The sequence below is a fragment of the uncultured Butyricimonas sp. genome (assembly GCF_959596855.1).
GTDB lineage: Bacteria > Bacteroidota > Bacteroidia > Bacteroidales > Marinifilaceae > Butyricimonas > Butyricimonas muris.
Map to the genome: position 1 here is coordinate 23,159 of NZ_CAUFYA010000005.1, position 21,184 is coordinate 44,342.

Consider the following 21,184-nt stretch of genomic DNA (forward strand, 5'->3'; position numbering starts at 1 on the left):
GTGAGTATTGGGCGGGTATTAGGCGACATCGCCTACTCATCGCCCACAGTTTGCCCACTCTTCGCCCACGATTTAGTAAACAATAGGCTTTTTTAACACCAACGACATGCCTGTTCTCGCAATGATTCACCGGACAATAAATTCGCACGTGCCACAGATTGAGATTAAAGAAGGGGCATTCAAGGGTATGTCAACCGTTCTGTTACAATTTTAACACGGGGACACAATATTGAAAAAATACCTCGTTCCTATTGCCGAAGCAATGCTTATTCACTATTTTTGACCCGGTAATAAAACAACTAACTTATATACAAGAAATGCCGTAACAGGCTTTCAAACAATTAAAAATCCATTCGAAATGAAAGTAGCAGTAGTAGGCGCAACAGGTCTTGTAGGAAGAAAAATGTTGCAGGTTTTGGAAGAAAGGAATTTTCCGGTAACAGAATTGATACCGGTCGCCAGCGAGCGTTCCGTGGGTAAAGAAATCACCTTCAAGGGAAAAAACTATAAAGTCATGGGAATGCAGGACGCTATCGACATGAAACCCCAAATCGCTATTTTCTCCGCCGGGGGGGACACCTCCCTCGAATGGGCTCCCAAGTTTGCCGCCGCGGGAATAACCGTGGTCGACAATTCCTCCGCGTGGAGAATGGACCCCACGAAAAAACTCGTGATACCGGAGATTAACGCCGACACGCTGACCCGGGAAGATAAAATCATAGCCAATCCCAATTGCTCGACGATACAGATGCTGGTCGCCTTGGCTCCCCTGCACAAGAAATACGGAATCAAACGCGTGGTGGTATCCACTTACCAATCCGTCACCGGAAGCGGTCTGAAAGGCATCAACCAACTGGAAGGTGAACGGGAAGGCAAAGAAGTAAAGAAAGCCTACGCACACCCCATCGACCGCAACTGCCTCCCGCACTGTGACTCGTTCACCGAGAACGGGTACACGAAGGAAGAGATGAAACTCGTGAACGAAACGTGCAAAATATTAAACGACGACACGATTAAAGTAACCGCCACAGCCGTGCGGGTTCCCGTCGTGGGCGGACACTCCGAGAGCATCAACCTCGAATTCGAGAAAGACTACGACTTGGACGAGGTTCGCACCCTGTTGGCTCAATCCCCCGGCATCGTCGTGCAAGACGAGCCCATGCAAAATCTCTACCCCATGGCAATCACCGCCAACGAGCGGGACGAGGTCTTCGTGGGACGCCTCCGCCGGGATTTCTCCCAGCCGAACAGCCTCAACCTGTGGGTCGTTTCCGACAACCTCCGCAAGGGAGCCGCCACGAATGCCGTGCAGATAGCGGAATACTTGAACAAGCATAATCTAGTATAACACGAGGGCGTGTCGCAACACGCCCTCTCGTCCATAAGGTCTAAAAGTCCATCATGTCGTAAGGTCAAATGCACAAGTAACCAGTATATTATAACACTGACCATCAAAGTATTATCAAAACACTGACTTTATAGACTAGAGGTGTGTCAAAACACACCTCCATGTTGCAAATTTTTCTTCTCTCTCCTGTCACCCTCTAGCATTTTTTGGGATTAGTATAAGTAGTAAATCACTTAAATAAAATCTAAAACATGAAATGCTATTATTTCTTTTTACTTTTCACGCTAATCTCTTGCGCCACCTCACCACGTCACGGGAACAATATAAAAATCTCCATTGACGTCGACGAACTGCCGGAAATCGGGCTGGGCATATCAACAACAGAATATGACGTAAGAGTCATTGAATTCGACTCCGCCAAACACGGAGAACGTATCATAGACAACGCCGAGGCAATCTACCTAACTTTACACAACGGATTCAGTGAACGCAAACAAATTTACGCGGAGAAAGGGGATCATATCCACCTTACATTCGATGGTAAAAAACTTCACGGCACGTCTAAGCTCACAGGGGACCGTCCTCCTATCACGGAATACCTCTCCCGCTGGAAAGCCGTATTCCCTTCCCGTAACATTTATTCTTTGCCCTTGCCAGAATTTGAAACAAAATTGAAAGAAGCGATACAGGAAAATTCACGCTTGCTAGATTCTTGCGAAAACACACTGAAAAAAGCAAGCAAGAAATTCGTGAAACTGGAACACGCTCGTATTAAATATTTACTCGGCTCCGTTCTTTTGAATTATCCTTACGCTCACGGCTGGAAAAAGAAAGAAGAAATCGAAGCCAATTATTACACCACGCTCGAAAATTGGATCGAGGAAGACAAAGATTACCTTGACCTTCAAGAATACCGGAACTTTATCACGCACGCATGTTCTTTCCTCAGCGCACAGAACGAAGCCAAGGCAATAACGCCTTACGAGAACGTGTTACAACGCATACAATACATCTCTCGAAATTTCAAACAAGATGAAGTGATTCAATACTTCATCTCCACTTGGGCAAATGAATACGTGCAACGCAACGGAATTGTACAAATAGAGGAACTGGATAAAATAACACGCGAAAAACTAACGAACCCGGAATTATTATCCCGATACACGGACGTTTACGATAGCTGGGTTCGCATTGAACCGGGTAACGAAGCGATAGATTTCTTCGCAAGGGACTCGACGGGAAAAGAATTTTCCTTAAAAGATTTCCGGAACCAGTACGTCTGCCTTTATATCTGGCAGAACGTTTTTCCTTGTATCGCCGAATTTTCCTACCTTAATAAATTAACCCCATTATTCAAGGAAAAGAATATTCAACTGGTTAACCTTTCCATTGAACCCAAGAATGAATATTGGAGGGAAGTTATCAGGAACAAAGATATCCAAACAGGCACACACCTGTATTTGGAAAAGACAAGGGAATTCCTCGCGGGATACCACTATAATCCCCAGACTATTTTCCAATTTATATTAATCACCCCGGACGGGAAAATCGCAAGGATTAATCTTCCCAAACCCTCATCCGGCGAATTTGAAAAATACCTGTCAGAGCAACTTTAAAACAATAAATATAATGACAAAGTACAATCATTAACATGGTTGTATTTTGTCATTTCTACTGTTTTTTGTTTATTTGCAAATAGAAGAACAGCCGCAATCATGACAAAGCCCGATAAATTCATACAAGGAATAAACAGCAAAGACCCACTCGCGTGGAAAGAATTGTATCGCTTTTATTACGGGGCATTGTGCAATTACTCGTCTTCTATCATAAACGAAACAAACATAGCGGAGGACATTGTTCAAGAATGTCTGGTTACAATCTGGAAATCAAGCCTACATTTTCAAGATGTCAAAATATTGTCATCCTATCTATACCGCTCGGTGTATAACAACACGCTAAAATACATCCGGGACCAAAAAGTGGAAGACAGGCGAAAAGCGGAATGGAGTTCGGTGCAAGCGGAAGAAGAGGAAGATGTATTCTATCAAGCTATCGAGGAAGATGTCATTCGCAAATTACGGATGGTCATAGCGCTTCTCCCCGAACAACGCCAAACCATACTACGGTTAAGCATAGACGGGCTTTCCATTCAGGAAATCGCATCACAACTTGGCATTAGTGCTAACACTGTCAAAACGCAGAAAAAAAGGGCATATTTATTTATAAAAGAAAATTTAAAAGAGTATTTCGGTTTATTGTTGTTACTGGAAATATTAAAATAATCACGACAAGAAAAAAAAATCACGTCAGCTGTCACCCGCCAAACCACTTTTGGGATATAGTGTACAACAAAAATGACTATATCATGAAGTGGAACTCTTTACATGAAAAATCCGATTGGCTGTTTCGCCAAGTCTTGAACAAGGAAAAGCAATCCTCACACGAGGATTCCCGACTGGAAGATATTGCCCGGAAATTTTCCGATGACCGATACCTACGCCGGAAAATAGAGGCTCAGGAACGGTTCGATTATTTGAAAGCTTATCACAAAAATATCACCCCGACGAAAATAACGCCGAAGTATACCTATGTAAGAATCGCTGTTGCCATTCTAATTTTGATTGGTTCGGGAACATTTTTATTCATGCGTCAAGGACACAAGCGACACGAGCATTATAAGGAGATATATTTATCGGACATTCATCCCGGAAAACAGCAAGCGTTACTAATCACACACAACGGTCAGAAAATCAAACTGAATCGCACGACCCACCAAACCATAGAGCAAAACGGGACAAAACTCCAAATCGACACAACAGGTTTGCAGTACGAACCGACAAACCTCGTTCCAACGGGAACTATCCACAACACGTTGATTGTACCCCGGGGTGGGGAATTCACGCTGACCTTGTCTGATGGTACAAGAGTGTGGCTGAACTCCGATTCGCAACTCACTTACCCGGTTAATTTCACCGATTCTACCCGAGAAGTAACCATATCGGGAGAGGCCTATTTCAGCGTCAATCGCTCGACGGCTCCCTTTATCGTGAAAACAGACAGGGGTGACATCACCGTGCTGGGTACGGAATTCAACGTGAACAATTACCCGGGAAACCGGGAAACCATAACAACCCTAGTAAACGGAAAAATAGCCTACCTCACTCCCGACGGGGAAAAGTTTATCTTGACTCCCAAGCAACAAATCGTTATAAAACAAGACGGGCAAAAAGAAATAAAAACCGTGGACACACGTTACGCCACCTCATGGAAAACCGGCATGTTCCTATTCCAAGAAATGAGGCTGGAAGATATTATGAACCAACTCGAAAGATGGTATGACATTCACGTGTTCTACACGGAAGAACGGGTAAAAGACCTACACTTCTCGGGTGACTTAAGTCGTTTCAAAAATATCGGTACATTCATCGAAATGTTCGAGAAAAGTTCGGATGTAAAAATCGAAGTCAGAGGGAAAAATATCATCGTCGGAATATAATACACCAGAGGTAACTCTGGATAATCATACCAAATAATAAAACAACATTATGAAAAAGAAGAAAAGAACAGCGTACATCTTTGTCAGTTTTTTATTCTTATCCGTTTCATTATTGTGCAGTAAAATAACTTACGCACAAGATACAACGGTAAACCTAAACTACAAGGATGCCTCTTTCGTGGAAGTCATTAACGAGTTCCGTAAACAAACCGGTGTCAAATTCATGTATAACCTCGAAAAGGTAAAAGACAAAAAATGCAAAGACCTTGTGGTCAAGAATACTCCCGTGAAACAAGCCATTGACATCGTACTGAAGCATTTCGGGTTAGCTTACTCGATGGTAGAAGGAGTGGTCGTGGTTAAAGAAAAAGCAGAAGAACCGCAAACGAAAAGAATCATTAAAGGGACCGTGGTTGACGAAAACGGGGAACCGCTTCCCGGGGTGACGGTTCTCATCAAGGGAACAACCGTGGGTGTTTCCACTGACGTGAACGGAAATTTCAGTATCGCCCTGCCCGGGAAAAGCGACAACAGCCTGATATTCTCTTTTATCGGGATGGAAACGAAGGTAGTGAAATGCACGGATGACACCCCCCTGAAAGTTACCTTAAAGCTGGATGCGTCACAACTGGACGAAGTGACCGTAGTGTCTACCGGGTACAGTAGCCTTCCCCGGAAAGACATGGTGGGAGCATACACTACCGTAAAAGCGGAAGATATCATGATGCCGGCATTCAACTCCATCGACCAGATGCTGCAAGGACAAATCCCGGGAATGGTGGTGGTTAACTCGTCTTCCCGAATCGGCAGTAACCCAAAAATAACGATTCGGGGTACATCTACCGTTCTCGGTAACTCTGACCCGTTGTGGGTTGTAGACGGAATTATCCAACCTGACCCGCTCCCGCTAGACGCCACTGCCGCAGTCACGGAAGACATGAAAAACCTGATCGGTAACCAAATCTCATGGTTGAACCCTGCCGACATAGAAACCATCACGGTTTTAAAAGACGCTTCCGCCACCGCGATATACGGTTCCAAAGCCTCCAACGGCGTTATCGTAATTACCACCAAGCAAGGAAGCACCGAGCGAACCAGCATCCGCTATTCTAATAATTTTTCACTCCGTACCCGCCCGAACTATGGCATGTTCAATTACATGAACTCGAAAGAACGTATCCAGTTCAGTAAAGAAGCTTACGATTCGGGAATCCGGTACCAGAAAGATCCCCTTCCCCAGATCTATACATACGAGGGCTTGATGGCCATGTTTAACAATCGCCTGATTGGTGAAAGCGATTTCATGAAACAAATGGAAAGACTGGAAACATGCAACACGGATTGGTTTGATTTGCTATGTCGCAATTCATTCAGCCACAACCATAACTTAAGTGTTTCCGGGGGAACAAAAAAAGTGACTTACAACGCCTCTTTCGGCTACTCGTCAAATCATGGTAGCCAGAAGGGTGATGATATGACACGCTTCACCTCCCGCTTGAACATCAGAGCTCAATTTATCGAATCTTTAGCGGTTACTCTCAATATAAACGGTTCTGTCGGGGAGAAAAAAGGATACGGTCCGGGGGTTAGCCCGGAAACTTACGCAAAAAATACCAGCCGGGCAATCCCTGTACACGAAGAGAATGGAGAATTGGCATTCTACAAGCAATACTATCAATACAAGCTAAATAGAACGGGTGTACTGGAATACGGTTATAACATACTGCACGAAATGGAAAACAGTTATTCCAAAAACGATTCCAAAAATTTCAATATTTCGCTCAACGCCGATTGGAGTATCACGAATTGGCTGAAATACCAGTTCGTGGGAAGCGTAGCGTACGGGATGAATAATGCAGAGTCATTCGCAGGTGAAAAAACTTCTTATATCGAGCTGAACTATCGCGGTTATCCTTATAATTCGGAAATTGCAGGTTCCGACAGATTTAATGCAGCCATGTTACCGTTCGGGGGAGAGTTAGCCACAAACGAAACGAACACCACCTCCTATAATATGCAAAACAAAATATTGGTTTCCAAAACTTTCAATGATATTCACCGCATCAACGGGATGGCTGCCATGGAAATTCGTTCGGAGGAGAATAAAAATAACACGAACACTGTATGGGGATACATACCCGAACGCGGAGAACTTCTGGTTAGCCCTACAATCCCGACAGAAATTATACCCGTGGGAGGCGTCGAACCGATTAGCTGGGGAGCATTGGATAAACTCTATCAAGGTGGTTGGAAAAATACGTCTATAACGAACAATTTCGTTTCTTTTTTTGCCACATTCGCCTATTCCTTGAAAGACCGCTACGTAATCAACGCTAACGTGAGATCCGATGCCTCGAACCGATTCGGGCAAGATGCCAACAAGCAATTCGACCCGACATATTCATTCGGTGTATCTTGGAGAATGGCAGAAGAGGAATTCATCAAAATTCATCTCCCGTGGCTCAATCAATTGAATTTCCGTGCTACATACGGAGTTCAAGGAAACGTAGTAACTTCCGTAAGCCCGGAGCTTATTGTCCGCCATCGAGGAATCCTCCAACATTACAAGGAGTATTACTTGACAATATCCAGCATACCCAATCCCCTGTTGAAATGGGAACGGACAAAAACTTGGAATCTGGGATTAGACCTACAATTATTTAATGGCATCAACATGAGCCTAGAGTATTACGGCAGACGTTCAAACGCTATTATCAGTCAAGATATCGCTCAAGAATACGGAATGGCTAGCATGAAACTGAACGGAGGACGTATTCACAATCACGGAATAGAGTATTCCATCAATTTAACCCCCTACAAGAGAAAAAATTTCGCATGGACTATCAATATCAATGCTTCCAAGAACTGGAACAAAGCACAAAATGACGATATCAGAACAAGAGTGGATAAAATCAACAAAAACGATTTTATTAACGGGAACCGCGAGCGTTTATTGAAAAAAGGCTATCCAATCAGTGGCTTCTGGTCTTACTCTTTCGCCGGCCTAGACCCGGAAACCGGATACCCGACCTTCAACAAGATTGATTTTGAAGAAACGGATTCCGATATCGACCCAACCACCTTCCTCGTTTATTCCGGACAAACCGACCCTTACTTTTCCGGGGGAGTTTCCACACGTGCCCGTTATAAAAGTTTATCCGTAGGAGCAAGTTTCTCTGTGTTGCTGGGTGGTAAAAAACGTCTTCCAAACCCTTATAGCAGTTTTAGTCACGGGAAACTACCGGAACCTTATAACAATCTATCAAAGGATTTGTTAAAACGTTGGCAAAAACCCGGAGATGAAAAACACACGATTTACCCGGCATTGTACACTTCCGTCGAAGATGTTATCAACATACAACTCCCGGACGGCACCACGGCAAATTCCATCTATGGAATGTGGGCTAATTCTGACGCGATGGTGGTAAACGCATCTTTTTTACGTTGCACGCAACTTTCCCTAACATGGAATCTTCCGGTGCAGTTATGTTCCAAATTCGGTGCCACCAACTGTTCCGTTAGCGCAAACGTAAATAATCCGTTTGTTATCGGTAGCAGTCGCTTTAATGGCTTTGACCCGGAATTAGGAACCAGCGTTATGCCCAAGGTTTTCTCGTTTGGTTTGAGTGTAGGATTTTAATAAAAGCAGTCATGAAACAAAGAATTATATTTACCCTTATTATCAGCTTGATATTTGGCGGATGCGGAGATTTTCTTGAACCCAAATCCAAGAGTGAATTCGTACCTAAAGACGCAACCTCCTTAAATGAACTTTTGCTGGGAGAAGCTTATCTACGTTATACCAGCACGGGACTAAACCTCTTCCTTCAATTATTGGACGATGACGTCACCGCCGCTCCTTACCAAGAACCCAAGGTTGGTGCAGATCCAAATCAATGGTGGGCACCCTACTCTTGGCAATCAAATTTGTACGAGGTAATGAAATCTACCGGACAAAATCATACCAACATTTATAGCGCTTACTACTCCGTGATACTAGGGACAAATGCCATCCTAGATTATATTGTTGATATAAAAGATGATATAAACATTATCAATATCGTAAAAGCTCAAGCATTTGCCCTTCGCGGATTCGCATACTTCAATCTGGTAAACCTTTTCGGAACTCCCTATAATAGCGATAAAACGGCATTAGGCGTTCCCTTGAAATTAAACAGTGGTATTGAAGAATCTGAGCTAAAAAGAAATACGGTAGAACAAGTCTATTCACAAATACTAAAGGACCTTCAAGAAGCCGAACGCTTGTACAAATCATTACCCGTAGATCAACAATGGCAACCGAATAGAAGAACAAGCCTCCCCATGGTACAACTTCTTCTTTCGAGAGTTTATTTATACATGGAACAATGGGAAAATGCAGCGACTTACGCCAATTACGTCATTCAAAACGAGAATTTTCATTTACTGGATTTAAACACGATTGCAACTCAACGTCCTTCATATCCTTACGATCCCACGTATTTGGATTATCATTCATACACCAATTCTCCTGAAACGATATGGGTCTATGGAAACATGAGCGATGTCACTTACTATGTCTATAACGCCAGTGCAGGAAAAGAAGGACGTCCTTTTTTCAGAGCCTCGGAAGAGTTGATGAAATGTTTTGACGAAACTCCGGGTGATCTCCGCAAGGAGCGTTATGTTATTCGCCATCGATATGAAATCGTCAACGAAAATAATGAATTGGAAAAAATGCCGCAAGCATTCGGGAAATTACATGTAAGTTCCTCATTGTACTATCAACCAACTTCAGGTAATGGTATCTTTAGTAGAAGTTTCCGTTTATCGGAAGCATATTTGAATTTATGCGAAGCAAAAGCCATGTTGAACAGAGCCGGGAATGCAAACGCGGGAACGGAAGCCCTGCGTACACTGAATGACTTCCGGAAATATCGTTTCCCCGCCGACTACCAAAATGAAAGCATATCAGACCCAGACGAGTTGATCACGTTTATACATAACGAACGCCGTAGGGAATTATGTTTCGAGGACCACCGCTGGTTTGATCTACGTCGCTGGGGAATGAAAGAAATAAAACACACGTGGTATCCGGATGAAACATCTACGATCGTGTACACACTTCAAGAAAATGATCCCGGTTTCACTCTACCCTTGCCCGATGATGCATTGGAACTGAACAATTTACTAGAACAAAACCCGTTAGCTCCCGCTCCACGTGACGGTAATTTAACCTCTAATTAAAACAACTATTTATGAAACAGCATTTATTTATAGTACTAAGTTGTATTTTCATGATAACATCTTGTTATCATGAAAATGATGTGACACCTTCCGGCAATTACTCCGTTCTTCGATTCGAATTTCCTCAAGGCAATAATCCATGGGATACGGAAATTAAAGAGATTCATGATACTTATGGAGTATATTTACTTTATAAAGGTATTACCCCTCAAGACCTTAATCGACAATGGACCTCTTTAGGAACAGGTAAACTTTATTATGGCAACGATCTTACCGATGAACAAGCACCTTATTATCTGGGCTTTTTGAAAAATCACGTCTTCAATTACGTGACTCCTAAAATTGCACAGCTTGTATTACCCGCAAAAATATATATGCTCGATAATCTAAGAGGGCTACAACCGGGGGAAGATCCTGACGCTGATAGTGGTTCCGGGACAGGAACAGGAACCGGAACTGGAACTGGGACGGGAACCGGGACAGGAACTGGGACGGGAACAGGAACGGGAACTGGAACGGGAACTGGAACGGGAACTGGGACGGGAACCGGAACTGGGACAGGAACGGGAACTGGAACCACAAATCGGAATTTTGTTGCATTAAAAACCGACGGTTTTGATTATTGGGCTATCAGTTTCACAGATGATGAAATAGCGCATCCGAATGCTCAATCACTTAAAATCAGACGCGCAACTTTCCTCTACTTAATGATTGAAGCCGCATTACAAAATGGAACTTTTATAGAACCAAACGATTTCAAGAATGGCATTGATTACACGAAGAATCCAATTCTTTCTAAAGACTATGAAAAAGACGATCCTAATTATTATATGAACCGAGGATTTATAAATATCGTTCACCGCAGTTTTAACCAAAAAGAAACTGTTCCAAGCAGTTTATCCCACTATACAAACCCAAATTGGGAAAAAGAAGCTTACCCTTACCGGGATTTCCTCAGTTATATAAGAGCAGCCATGTTCTATACCAGAAAAGAGTTTCAAGTAAAATATCCACCGGAAACTTACCCGCTTATTAATCAAAGGTATGAAATCGTGGTGAATCATTTAAAAAACAATTGTGGCATTGATCTAGAAGGAGTAGCTCAAGGTCCTCAAAATTAATCATCTAAATTTATAAGGTATCAAAAGTTCTAATAGAATTTTTGATACCTTGTTTTCTCTTATTATAAAAACATGAAAATAAAGATTCTCATTTTCCTACAACTATTTCATTTTTCCCTTTTCGCACAGAACAATAATTTTTATCAACATCTTAAACAAGAATGGACAAAAGAATTTTCCGATGCAAAAGATATTATAAAAACCTATCGTGAAAATATGAAAGAAACGGGTAAAAGAAATACACCGTCAGCCATTCAGAACAAGTGCTTCATGCTCATCCAAAGTGGAAGATATATCATCCAAAACAAAGGTGAAAAGGCCGATATTAAATTTTTACTCCGGGAAATTCCTCCCATCAAGTTAAACAACCCGACAGTTACAGCCTTTATCCAAGAGAATAACCCGGGACAGTTCACGGATTATTATTACATGATTCAAGCATTGAAAAAAGGGGAATCTTTCGATGAAGCAAGAGATGGAATTTCCTTTTCCACACAATTTCCCGTCAGACCCCTCAATCACAACGATTATACCAAATTGAAAGAGATTCTGTCCGGCAATAATACCTTATTACATCAAATCTATCTGAAAAAGCTGAAATTCTTATTCCAAAACAACGGATGCCCGAAAGAAATCGCAGACTTACGTCCGAGCATTGAATCACACGTGGTAGATTCCCCCTTGAAACAAGAAATATTGAGTCTTTACGAACAATACGCACCCTTACGAGAAGGAATGCCCGCCCCATTGTCTTCACTGCAAGACGCAAATGGCATACTTTACACTTTCAATGACTTCAAAGGCAAGGTTATTGTTGCGGATATATGGGCAACATGGTGTTGTAGTTGTATCGAGAAAATGCCAAAATTCATACAATTGCAAAATGAATTCCGCAATCAAAAAGACATCTTATTTATAAGCATTTCCATTGATCAAAAAAATGCACGCAACAAATGGTTAAAAGCCTTGGAAGAAAATAAAATGACAGGACTTTTGAATCTTATTTCCGCCCCGACGGAAAATTCTCATTTTGAAACGGATTATTATATCATCGGAGTACCCCGTTACTTTATTATAGATAAAGAAGGAAAAATCGTGACCGTTTTTGCCCCCGGACCCGGTAAAGAAATGAAAAAATTAATACGAAACACGTTAAAACAATAACCATGAAATTCATTTACCTTATCAGTTTGCTATTATGCCTTACAGGAAACTGCATCGCCCAAGAAGGAACAAATTTTGAAGACCTGACTTTTGATGAAGCATTGGCAAAATCAAAACAAACAGGGAAAAAATTATTCATCGATTGCTACACAAAGACCTGCGGACCATGCAAATACATGGTCAATTTCATCTTCCCGCTGAAAGAATGCGGCGACTATTTTAACAGTAATTACATCTGCATCATGAAGGATATGCAGGAAGGAGAAGGAATTGATATCGCAAAAAAATATCAAGTACAAATCTATCCGACTTATCTGATCTTAAATCATGATGGAAGCCTTTTCTGTCGTATGGATGGTGGTGCGGTATCTAAACCTGAAGACGATTTCGTGCAGAAGGTCAAAAATGCGGTAAAATTGACCGCAATGAAACAACAATACGAAAAGGGCGAACGAAGTGACACCTTTTTAAAAGAATACATCGCTTTTCTGCAAATACACGATAAAAAACAGTTACAAGAGGTTTTGAGCGGAACGATGCCCTCACTAGGTATCAACGAGTTATGCAAACCGGAGAACTGGAATCTCATTAAAAATGCAATTGAAAGTATCGACACCCCAGTTTTCCGCTATCTCATGAACAACCGAAAAGCATTTAGTAGAAAACTGGGACGCCAAGAGGTAGAAACTAAAATCATGAACACGTACAAAAATGAATTTCGTATGATGAAAATGATGAATATGAATTTCGACAGTCGGCTAACAGATCTAAAACAACTGGAAAAGGATAATTACAAAGGGGCACGAGCATTAAGATACAGTATGCTATTCCGGCAAATCATCAACAACAAACAGACCAACCGGGTCAACGAAATCCTCAAAGTGCTACAAAGTCTGCCTCAACAACTCCCGGACGAACAAGAACTCGTAAGCGTTTTGCAAGAATTAAAAAATTTCGAACAAATCGCCAATCAACAACAATTGGAAAAAACTCGCACCTGTTTGCAGGAAATAAGTAAACGTGTTCAACCCGAAAATAAAAATCAAATAAACCGAATTATGGCAAGCCTTTCAAAAGGATAGATACTCAGCATTTAGGATGTGTCAAAACACACCTCTAGTCTATAAAGTCCATAAAGTCGAGCCTTCGGCTCCTAAAGTCTATAAAGTCAGTAATTTGATAACACTCTGATGAACAACATTATAATATATTGGTTACTTGTGCATTTGACCTTACGACATTATGGACATTTAGACCTTATTGACGAGAGGGCGTGTTTTGACACGCTCTCATTCTTTCGAACCACTCAGCATATCAATTCTTGTAAGGAAACGGCACAGAGTGCAGGCTTCTCATTATATTCTCCGCAAACATAACAAGCATAACCAGTATCTATCAAACAAGGATAAACATACAAAGGCAATTCCCTCATTCCCTCTGACAATGAAATTTTTCCATCTGAAAACCGTACGGCAAAACTACTCAACGGGCGGGTTAATCCCGTACCGGTATATTTAAGGAAACTCTCCTTGACCGACCAGTAATCGTAGAACAATTTATCTTGTTCAACCCCAGAGGCAACTTCCAATTCCCGTACTTCTTGCGCATGAAAAAAACGCCCGGCGACTTCCATTCTCGCCTTCGACCGCTTTTCAATATCCACACCAATCTCCCCGTCGGAAACGGCACAGACCACGTAAACCCCCGAATGAGAAATATTAAAAAAAACATCCTCCCGCTCCGCGACAAAAGGCTTTCCTTTCTCCCCCCGGGCAAACCGATAACTCCCGAAGGGCATCCTGAAATATTTCCTTAAAGCGAAAACAGCTAAAGCTTCGCCAAGTACCCGACGTATAGCAACACCCTTATTTCTAAAGCTCCCCGCCTCAACCAAACACTCTTCCGACACTTTATCTTGCAAAGAAGTGAACACCTCGTCATACATTTCATCTGACGGCACCCGGATAAATAATACTTTTATCATGATGCAAAGTTAGAAAAGATATAAATAACACCTCCCTCCAATGAACAAATATTCCAGAAAACCTAATAAACACGGGACTCTTAACGTTATTTTAAAATACAACGAAGAAAAATTTAAGAAAATATTCACATTTATGGTCGAAAAACTTGTTTATATCATTTTTATCTTCTACTTTTGAAACATCAAATTAACGTTTAGATAACATTTCAAAAACGCAAGGTCATGGAAGCAAAAAAAACATCCCGTTCCAATTTGGAAAACAAGCGGTTCATTTTCCGCGAGATAGGACTTGTTGTAGCTCTTGCAGTCGTGTTTTTTGCCTTTGAGACAAAATTCTACCAAGAAGAAACAAAAGAAATCATTCTCGTGGATACAGAGACCATTGAAGATGACGTTCTTCCGATAGTAGTACCTCAACAAGCATCCAGACCGTTACCCAAGATCAAAATGATGCCGATCGATTATATCGACATCGTGAACGAGGAATTGGAATTGGATGATCCGGACATCATTGACGTTACCGAAAGTCAAAACGGCTCGATAAACGGCATCGAAGGTATAGAAGATCAATATTCGACCGGTACGGGAGATGAAGAATTTGATGAAACTATACCATTTCTTAACCCGGAGCTCATGCCCAAATTTAACGGAGATTTAAACAAATGGCTTAGGAAAAACTTAAATTACCCGGAAAGAGCAAGAGAAAGCGGAGTTCAAGGAAAAATATTTATTGAATTTATTGTTGAAAAAGACGGTAGCATTACTGCGGCAAAAGTGTTAAGATCCGTTCATCCGGACTTGGATCGCGAAGCACTTCGAGTGGTAAACTCCATGCCGAAATGGAAACCGGGAATGCAAAGAGATAAGACCGTAAGGGTGAAATTTACTATCCCTATCACATTCCGCATCAGTTACTAGAAACATACAGTGATTTACATACAATACGAACATCCCGAAAAAGGACAATCCAAGTGGTTGTCCTTTTTTACTTCTCTTTATTCATGAAGCTAAATCTAACATTTTCAATAAAAAAAAGAGCGAAAAATTTGCATTTGCCACTAAATTTTATTATCTTTACAGATACATTATGCGAGAGTTACAGAATCTAAACAGCAAGAATATGGAAATCAAAAAAACACCCAAGGCAAACCTCGAGGGGAAGAAAGGTATCTTCTTCGAGATCGGTTTGGTCGTTGCTCTAGGTATTCTACTTTGCGCTTTCAACTGGAAGGCGACCACCGAAGTAGAAGAAGGTTTCAATACCGTGATAGATACACCTATGGATGAAGAAATCATCCCGATCACTCATTCGTACTTAAAACCTCCCCCACCCCCTCCACCAGCCCCTAAATTAACCGATCTGATCGAGATCGTTGACCAAGAACTGGACATTGGCGACGAATTAGAAATCGAAGATGCCGAAGCGGACGTGGAGAATCAGACAAATTATTCTTATACCGAAAACGGAAACGGATACGATGACGACGGGTACGAACCTGACATCTTCGTAATAGTGGAGGATATGCCCACATTCCCGGGAGACATTAACAAATGGTTAAGCCGAAACGTGAAATATCCGGTTATCGCTCAAGAAAACAATATTCAAGGCAAAGTTATCGTGCAATTCGTGATCGAGAGAGACGGAAGCATCACCGACGTGCAGGTAGTAAGGCCTGTCGATCCTTCATTGGACAAAGAAGCCATTCGCGTAATAAAATCCATGCCCAAATGGAAGCCCGGTAAACAAAGAGGTAAAGCTGTAAGAGTATCTTACACGGTACCGATCAATTTCAGATTACAATAAAAATCCAATACCTTCTGAAAAAGAGACTGCCAATACAGACAGTCTCTTCTATTTAAGAATATTTAAAGGAAAATCAATCCTATATTTAACATTTTCTTCAAAAAAAAGAAGAGAACTATTGTGGTTTATACCGAATTTGATTATTTTTACCGACGCAAATTGAAGAAATATAGAGCTTATAATATTAAACTAATAACATGGAAATCAAAAAAACACCTAAGGCAGACCTAGAAGGAAAGAAAGGTATTTTCTTCGAGATCGGTCTGGTAGTGGCTCTAGGTATTCTACTTTGCGCTTTCAACTGGAAAGCCAACACGAAAGTAGAAGAAGGTTTCGTTACCGTAGCCGAAGAGCCCGTGGAAGAGGAAATCATTCCAATTACCCAACAGATGATGAAACCGCCTCCACCTCCTCCTCCAGCTCCCAAGTTAACAGACTTGATCGAGATCGTTGACCAAGAATTGGATATCGATGAAGAACTGGAAATCGAAGACGTGGAAGCTAACGTGGAAAACCGCACTGATTATAGCTATGACTATGACGGAACCGGTTATGATGAAGGGGATTACGGTGAGGAAGATATTTTCCAAGTAGTAGAGGATATGCCCACGTTCCCGGGAGATATTAATAAATGGTTAGGTAAAAACGTGAAATACCCGGTTATTGCACAAGAAAACAATATCCAAGGTAGAGTTACCGTACAATTCGTGATCGAGAGAGACGGTAGCATCACTGACGTGAAAGTATTGAGAGGTGTTGACCCTTCTTTGGATAAAGAAGCCGTTCGCGTGGTAAAATCCATGCCGAAATGGAAACCCGGAAAACAGAGAGGTAAACCCGTACGAGTATCTTACACTGTACCTATCAACTTCAGATTACAGTAAGAAAGACACTTTAAACTAATAAAGGGGCTGTCGTTCATCGTCAGCCCTTTCTTTTCCTTATATATGAGCGATTATTTTTACACGAAAAAAGAAGCAGAAAAAGCAATTCTTGTAGGCGTAGCACTACAATCAGAAAATATCAGCTACGATACCATGTGCGAATACTTGGACGAACTCGCTTTTCTGGCAGAGACAGCAGGAGCGGAAACCGTGAAAATATTCACACAAAATTTGGATAAACCGGTAACGGCAACTTTCGTAGGGAAGGGTAAGCTGGAAGAAATCAAAAACTATGTTGAAGAAAACGACATTGACTTGATTATTTTCGACGATGAACTCAGCCCGACACAACTCCGGAATATCGAACGGGAATTAAAAGGCAGGAAAGTCCTCGACCGCACGAACCTGATCCTTGACATTTTCGCTAAAAGAGCCCGTACCGCAGAAGCAAGAGCCCAAGTGGAACTTGCCCAGTACCAGTATTTACTCCCGCGACTGACAGGTATGTGGACTCACTTGGAAAGACAAAAAGGAGGTATCGGTCTACGCGGTCCCGGGGAAACGGAAATAGAGACCGACCGACGCATCATCCGGGACAAAATTACCCGCTTGAAAGAACAACTGGAAAAGATCGACAAACAAATGGTCACGCAGCGCAAGAACCGGGGTAAACTGGTACGTGTGGCTCTCGTGGGATATACCAATGTCGGCAAATCCACCTTGATGAATCTTTTAAGCAAATCGGAAGTGTTCGCGGAGAACAAACTCTTCGCCACGCTCGATACAACCGTCCGGAAAATCGCTATAAAGAACGTACCGTTTCTTTTAGCCGACACGGTAGGATTTATTCGTAAACTTCCTCATCATCTGGTAGAGTCCTTCAAATCGACTCTGGACGAAGTGAGAGAAGCCGATGTGATTCTCCATGTAGTAGACATATCACACCCTCAATTCGAAGATCAGGTAAGGATTGTGAATGAAACTTTGAGCGAACTCATAGATACCCCGAAACCAACGATCACCGTGTTCAATAAAATAGACGCCTTTACCTACACGAAAAAGGACGAAGACGACCTGACACCCATTGAGCGCAAAAATTACAGCCTGGATGACCTGAAACAAATGTGGATGTCCAAGCAGGGCGGGGAAACAGTCTATATCTCGGCAAAGGGGAAAGAGAACATTGATGAACTAAAGGAAAAACTATACGATATCGTGAAAGATATCCATTCCGCACGTTTCCCTTTCAACGATTTCCTGTATCAAGAATACGAAGAAGAATAGTTCGGGCAACTATTTTAACCGTAAAATCCTTATAATTTATAAAGTCCATAAGATCAGCGTAAAGCGGCTATCTTATGGACTTTACAGCTTTGCCAACCATAACAATTCCAGACTTTTTTGACTAATTCACTTCTTTTACGGAAAAGTAAATCAACATATTTGGTTTTTCGGCTAACTTTTTGTATATTAGAGGTAAAAGCTTAACTAAGACAATTAAGTTATGGAAGTAAAGAAATCATCTAAAGCGAGTCTCGAAAACAAAAAGGGTATCTTCTTCGAGATAGGTCTAATCCTAGCATTAGCCTCTCTACTCTTTGCTTTCGAATGGAGAACTAACGTGAAGGTTGAAGAAGGCTTCATAACGGTCGCGGAAGAGCCGCTGGAAGAGGAGATTATTCCCATCACCCAACAATCACTGATGAGACCACCCCCTCCCCCTCCTCCCGCTCCAAGGCTGACTGACCTTATGCAGATTGTTGACGAAGAATTGGATATAGATGACATGCTGGAAATCGAAGACGTGGAATCCAATGTCGGGAATCAAAACTCATACGGTAACAATTATTCCGGAAGTAGCATGGGAGACTATGATAGCTATGGAGATGGTGAATACACGGGAGAATCGGATATATTTGTAGTCGTGGAGGATATGCCCAGATTCCCCGGTGGAGATGTACAGGCTTGGCTGTCGAAACATGTCAAATATCCGATTATAGCGCAGGAGAACAATATTCAAGGTAGAGTAGTCGTGCAATTCGTTATCGAAAAGGACGGCAGCATCACGGATGTAAGAGTCATCAGAGCTGTCGACCCATCACTCGATAAAGAAGCTGTGCGGGTTATTCAAACCATGCCGAAATGGATACCGGGGAAACAAAGAGGCAAAGCCGTGAGAGTTTCCTACACGGTACCTATTAATTTTAAACTACAATAAAAGAGAGGCTGCATCGCAGCCTCTCTTCGTTTATAAAGTTTATAAAGTTCGTAAAGTTCGTAAAGTTCATAAAGTAATAGAACCTTATAAACTTTACGAACCTTATAAACTTTATAAACCTTTCTATTTCACCGTAATCAAGAAATAATTCTTTTTCCCGCTCTGCAAGAGGATGAACTTATCATCTATCAAGTACTCGGGAGTAACAATCAATTCCTGATCCTGCACTTTCTCTTTATTAATACTAATAGCATTTCCTTTTAGAGCGCGCCTAGCCTCTCCCTTGGAAGACATCATGGAAGTCTTTTCCGCCATCAAGTCCACAATATGGATACCTGCCTCCAGATCGGCTCTCTCGACATCAAATTGAGGCACCCCCTCGAACACGGACAATAAAGTATCTTCATCCAATCTCTTCAAAGCATCTGAAGTAGCATTGCCGAAAAGGATTTGTGAAGCTTCCAATGCGGACTCGTAGGCTTCTTCATCGTGAATCAAACAAGTCACCTCTTTCGCCAATACCTTCTGCAATTTTCTCAAATGCGGAGCCTCTTGATGTTCGGCAATCAGCGCATCAATTTCAGCCGGAGGCAATATCGTGAATATTTTAATATATTTAGCGGCATCCTCATCCGTACTGTTCAACCAGAACTGGTAGAACTTGTAAGGAGAAGTCCGTTTCGGATCTAACCAGATGTTACCCGATTCCGTCTTACCAAACTTCTTTCCGTCACTTTTGGTCATCAACGGCCACGTGAATCCGTAAGCCTCACCCCCGTCCTTGCGGCGGATCAACTCACCCCCGGTTGTGATATTTCCCCACTGATCGGAACCTCCTACTTGTAACAAACAATTATAATTCCGACGTAAATAAAGGAAATCATATCCCTGCACCAATTGATAGGTAAATTCAGTAAAAGACAATCCTTGTGTAGAATCAGCACTCAACCGTTTTTTCACGGACTCTTTTGACATCATATAGTTCACGGTAATATGCTTTCCCACCTCCCGGATAAAATCAAGGAAAGAGAAATTCTTCATCCAATCGTAATTATTCACCATAATTGCGGCATTGGATGCATCCGAGTTGAAATCAATAAACTTGGATAATTGAGCCTTGATCCCCGCCATATTCTTTTGGATCGTTTCTTCATCAAGCAGATTACGTTCCAAGGATTTGCCGCTAGGATCACCGATCATTCCAGTGGCTCCCCCGATAACAAAGATGGGTTTGTGACCTGCCATTTGCAAATGCTTCATCATCATCACCGAAACCAGATGCCCGATATGCAATGAATCAGCCGTCGGATCGATCCCCACGTAAGCAGTCGTTAACTCTTTTGCAAGTTGCTCTTCAGTACCCGGGATGATACTATGAACCATCCCTCTCCATCTTAGTTCTTCTACAAAATTCATCGATTCTTAAATTTATATGTTCGTATTCGTTCCAAATTATTTAAAAGCGCTCTCGTAAACGCCATTCGCGAAGTTAACAAAAGGTTGATACAATAGACTATCACTTTTTGTTTTTACTGAAATAAATTCATAACGATTGTCCATCGCATTCACGATAAAAAGAATCACGCATACCACGATTGCCGATTTCAACACGCCCATCACGATCCCGAACAGTTTATTAAACAACCCGAGCGAAACCATATCAATCAACTTCGTGAGCAATTTTCCCAACAAATGAATCACGATAATAACCAGCAAGAAGGTAACCGCAAAAGCGATATAATAGGCATACGACTCCGGCATCGCTATAAAGTCTTTCAAAAAATCCTCCATGTTCACGGCGTATCTCAAAGAGATAAAAACCCCCAACACCAACGCGAACAACGTTGACATCTCAACTATCAATCCTCGACTAAACCCTTTATAAGCCCCGTATACTAACGGGAGCAATATTATCACATCAATGTAATTCACTGTTAAT

17 protein-coding genes are annotated in these 21,184 nt (G+C 41.9%); 14 read left to right on the plus strand and 3 right to left on the minus strand.

The features are described from left to right. Positions 1-358 precede the first annotated feature (358 nt). The 9 genes from Q5866_RS03495 to Q5866_RS03535 all read left to right on the plus strand — a co-directional run bounded on the left by Q5866_RS03495 (position 359) and on the right by Q5866_RS03535 (position 13,437). Entirely contained in the window at positions 359-1,348 is a 990-nt protein-coding gene (locus tag Q5866_RS03495; protein WP_303178826.1) for an aspartate-semialdehyde dehydrogenase, read from the plus strand. Between the two features lie 251 nt (positions 1,349-1,599). Then, positions 1,600-2,964, plus strand: coding sequence for a peroxiredoxin (locus tag Q5866_RS03500; RefSeq protein ID WP_303178828.1), 1,365 nt, complete (start codon positions 1,600-1,602; stop codon positions 2,962-2,964). Between the two features lie 99 nt (positions 2,965-3,063). After that, positions 3,064-3,630: an RNA polymerase sigma factor gene (locus Q5866_RS03505; protein WP_186974545.1), complete on the plus strand. Its 567-nt coding sequence runs from the start codon at positions 3,064-3,066 to the stop codon at positions 3,628-3,630. 83 nt (positions 3,631-3,713) lie between these two features. Next, entirely contained in the window at positions 3,714-4,844 is a 1,131-nt protein-coding gene (locus tag Q5866_RS03510; protein WP_303178830.1) for a FecR family protein, read from the plus strand. A 49-nt stretch (positions 4,845-4,893) separates the two neighbouring features. Then, a complete protein-coding gene (locus tag Q5866_RS03515) occupies positions 4,894-8,484 on the plus strand; it encodes a SusC/RagA family TonB-linked outer membrane protein (protein WP_303178832.1) in 3,591 nt (1,196 codons plus the stop codon). An 11-nt stretch (positions 8,485-8,495) separates the two neighbouring features. Further along, on the plus strand, positions 8,496-10,070 hold the full coding sequence (locus Q5866_RS03520; protein WP_303178834.1) for a RagB/SusD family nutrient uptake outer membrane protein: 1,575 nt from the start codon (positions 8,496-8,498) through the stop codon (positions 10,068-10,070). A gap of 11 nt (positions 10,071-10,081) precedes the next feature. Continuing rightward, positions 10,082-11,191: a hypothetical protein gene (locus tag Q5866_RS03525; protein WP_303178836.1), complete on the plus strand. Its 1,110-nt coding sequence runs from the start codon at positions 10,082-10,084 to the stop codon at positions 11,189-11,191. A 216-nt stretch (positions 11,192-11,407) separates the two neighbouring features. After that, complete coding sequence (locus Q5866_RS03530; protein WP_303178838.1) at positions 11,408-12,355, plus strand: TlpA disulfide reductase family protein; 948 nt, start codon at positions 11,408-11,410, stop codon at positions 12,353-12,355. 2 nt (positions 12,356-12,357) lie between these two features. Further along, the gene (locus Q5866_RS03535) at positions 12,358-13,437 is read left to right on the plus strand and encodes a thioredoxin family protein (protein WP_303178839.1); all 1,080 of its coding nucleotides are present in this window, start codon (positions 12,358-12,360) and stop codon (positions 13,435-13,437) included. Between the two features lie 224 nt (positions 13,438-13,661). Here the strand turns inward: Q5866_RS03535 and Q5866_RS03540 are convergent, their stop codons facing one another. Beyond that, positions 13,662-14,339, minus strand: coding sequence for a 4'-phosphopantetheinyl transferase superfamily protein (locus Q5866_RS03540; RefSeq protein ID WP_303178841.1), 678 nt, complete (start codon positions 14,337-14,339; stop codon positions 13,662-13,664). Positions 14,340-14,561: 222 nt separating this feature from the next. Here Q5866_RS03540 and Q5866_RS03545 point away from each other — a divergent pair, with 222 nt between their 5' ends. The 5 genes from Q5866_RS03545 to Q5866_RS03565 all read left to right on the plus strand — a co-directional run bounded on the left by Q5866_RS03545 (position 14,562) and on the right by Q5866_RS03565 (position 19,245). Next, a complete protein-coding gene (locus tag Q5866_RS03545) occupies positions 14,562-15,257 on the plus strand; it encodes an energy transducer TonB (protein ID WP_099290897.1) in 696 nt (231 codons plus the stop codon). A gap of 202 nt (positions 15,258-15,459) precedes the next feature. Then, positions 15,460-16,143, plus strand: coding sequence for an energy transducer TonB (locus tag Q5866_RS03550; protein WP_303178844.1), 684 nt, complete (start codon positions 15,460-15,462; stop codon positions 16,141-16,143). 197 nt (positions 16,144-16,340) lie between these two features. Beyond that, complete coding sequence (locus Q5866_RS03555) at positions 16,341-17,027, plus strand: energy transducer TonB (RefSeq protein ID WP_099290899.1); 687 nt, start codon at positions 16,341-16,343, stop codon at positions 17,025-17,027. A 63-nt stretch (positions 17,028-17,090) separates the two neighbouring features. Continuing rightward, complete coding sequence (hflX, locus tag Q5866_RS03560; protein ID WP_099290900.1) at positions 17,091-18,311, plus strand: GTPase HflX; 1,221 nt, start codon at positions 17,091-17,093, stop codon at positions 18,309-18,311. Between the two features lie 220 nt (positions 18,312-18,531). Further along, the gene (locus Q5866_RS03565) at positions 18,532-19,245 is read left to right on the plus strand and encodes an energy transducer TonB (protein ID WP_303178847.1); all 714 of its coding nucleotides are present in this window, start codon (positions 18,532-18,534) and stop codon (positions 19,243-19,245) included. A gap of 123 nt (positions 19,246-19,368) precedes the next feature. On the opposite strand, the gene tyrS is transcribed toward Q5866_RS03565, so the two are convergent. Beyond that, a complete protein-coding gene (tyrS, locus tag Q5866_RS03570; RefSeq protein WP_099290902.1) occupies positions 19,369-20,661 on the minus strand; it encodes a tyrosine--tRNA ligase in 1,293 nt (430 codons plus the stop codon). 36 nt (positions 20,662-20,697) lie between these two features. Continuing rightward, a complete protein-coding gene (locus tag Q5866_RS03575) occupies positions 20,698-21,177 on the minus strand; it encodes a CvpA family protein (protein ID WP_099290903.1) in 480 nt (159 codons plus the stop codon). Positions 21,178-21,184 lie beyond the last annotated feature (7 nt).